1 protein-coding gene and 1 pseudogene are annotated in these 1,860 nt (G+C 65.5%); one reads left to right on the forward strand and one right to left on the reverse strand.

Going from position 1 to position 1,860, the window contains the following annotated elements:
* Window positions 1–82: 82 nt before the first annotated feature.
* A complete protein-coding gene (gene der / locus EN925_RS34225; RefSeq protein ID WP_064995110.1) occupies window positions 83–1,516 on the forward strand; it encodes a ribosome biogenesis GTPase Der in 1,434 nt (477 codons plus the stop codon).
* Between the two features lie 32 nt (window positions 1,517–1,548).
* Here der and EN925_RS34230 read toward each other — a convergent pair.
* Window positions 1,549–1,860 (reverse strand): annotated as a pseudogene (locus EN925_RS34230) (LysR family transcriptional regulator); the annotation flags it as partial.

Consider the following 1,860-nt stretch of genomic DNA (forward strand, 5'->3'; position numbering starts at 1 on the left):
CCGCCGATGACGGCGCCCCGCGCAACACCCGCGAGCGCGCAACATTGATGTCCGAGCTGATCCGCGGGTCGGGCAGTGCGTCGTGACCTTCAAAGTCGCCATCATCGGCAGACCTAACGTCGGCAAATCGACTCTCTTCAATCGGCTGGTGGGAAGAAAGCTGGCGCTTGTCGACGACACGCCGGGCGTCACCCGCGATCGTCGCGTCCACGCCGCCAAGCTCTACGACCTGCATTTCGATGTCATCGACACCGCCGGCTTCGAGAACGCTGGTGCCTCGACCTTGCCCGGCCGCATGCGTGCGCAGACCGAGATCGCTATCCGCGAGGCCGACCTGATCTTCTTCACCATCGACGCCAAGTCCGGCCTTTTGCCTGACGACAGGACCTTCGCCGAGATCGTGCGCAAGTCCGGCAAGCCGGTCGTGCTGGTCGCCAACAAGGCCGAGGCGAAGGGCGCCCAGGGCGGTATGCTGGAAGCCTGGGAGCTCGGCCTTGGCGAGCCGATCCCGGTTTCGGCCGAGCATGGCCAGGGCATGCCCGATTTGCGCGACGCCGTGATCGGCGCGCTCGGCGAAGCGCGCGCCTTCGGCGAAGACGAAGATGGCGAAGACGAAGAGATCGCTGCCGGCGAGGTGCTGATCGGCGAGGATATCGCCGATCCGGATGCCGAGCACACCTATGACGACACCAAGCCGATGCGCATCGCCGTCGTCGGCCGTCCCAATGCCGGCAAGTCGACGCTGATCAACGCGCTGATCGGCGAAGAACGGCTGCTCACCGGACCGGAAGCCGGCATCACCCGTGATTCGATCTCGGTCGATTGGGATTGGCATGGCCGCCGCCTGAAGCTGTTCGATACGGCCGGCATGCGCCGCAAGGCCAGGATTCACGAAAAGCTCGAAGTGATGTCGGTGCAGGACGGCCTGCGCGCCATCCGCTTCGCCGAGATCGTCATCATCGTGCTCGACGCCACCATTCCCTTCGAGAAGCAGGATCTGCAGATCGCCGACCTGATCATCAGGGAAGGGCGGGCGCCGGTGATCGCCTTCAACAAATGGGACCTGATCGACCATCCCCAGGAGCTTCTGGCCGAACTGCGCGAGAAGACGGAACGGCTTCTTCCCCAGGCGCGCGGCCTGCAGGCCGTACCTGTCTCCGGCGAGACCGGGCGCGGCCTCGACAAGCTGATGGATGCCGTCATCAGGACCCACAAGGTATGGAACAGCCGCGTCTCGACCGGCAAGCTCAACCGCTGGCTGGAAGGCATCCTGGCACACCATCCGCCGCCTGCCGTGGCAGGGCGCCGGCTGAAGGTCAAATACGTCACCCAGGCCAAGACCCGGCCGCCGGGTTTCGTTGTCCAGTGCTCGCGGCCCGATGCGATGCCGCAATCCTATGTCCGCTATCTCTCCAACAGCCTGCGCGAAGCCTTCGATATGCCCGGCGTGCCGATCCGCATCGCGCTGCGCACGTCGGACAATCCGTTCGCCGGCAGGTCGAACAAGCGTAAATAAGCGGTCGGGCGCTGGATACCTGTTCCGGCTGTCTAAGCGACCTCCTTCAACCGCTCGTCCCGTGGCAGCGCCTGCAACGCCGCCTGCAGTAATATGTCGGCCAGCCGCGCTGCCACCGGATCCAGTTCAGCATCCTTCTGGTGCAGCACCAACGCCATTTTGGGCAATGCCGGCAGCCCGGCGATCTCCGGCGTCATCGCGCTGACGCTGGCCGGCAGGCCGATGTCGGTGCGGATTGTCAGCCCCAGCCCCGCCGCCACGGCTGCCCAGATGCCGCCAAGGCTCGGGCTGGAAAAGGCCATCCGCCACGACAGGCCGGCGCGGTCGAGCGTTTCGGTTGCCAC

It is taken from the genome of Mesorhizobium sp. M7A.F.Ca.US.006.04.2.1, assembly GCF_004022915.1.
GTDB lineage: Bacteria > Pseudomonadota > Alphaproteobacteria > Rhizobiales > Rhizobiaceae > Mesorhizobium > Mesorhizobium ciceri.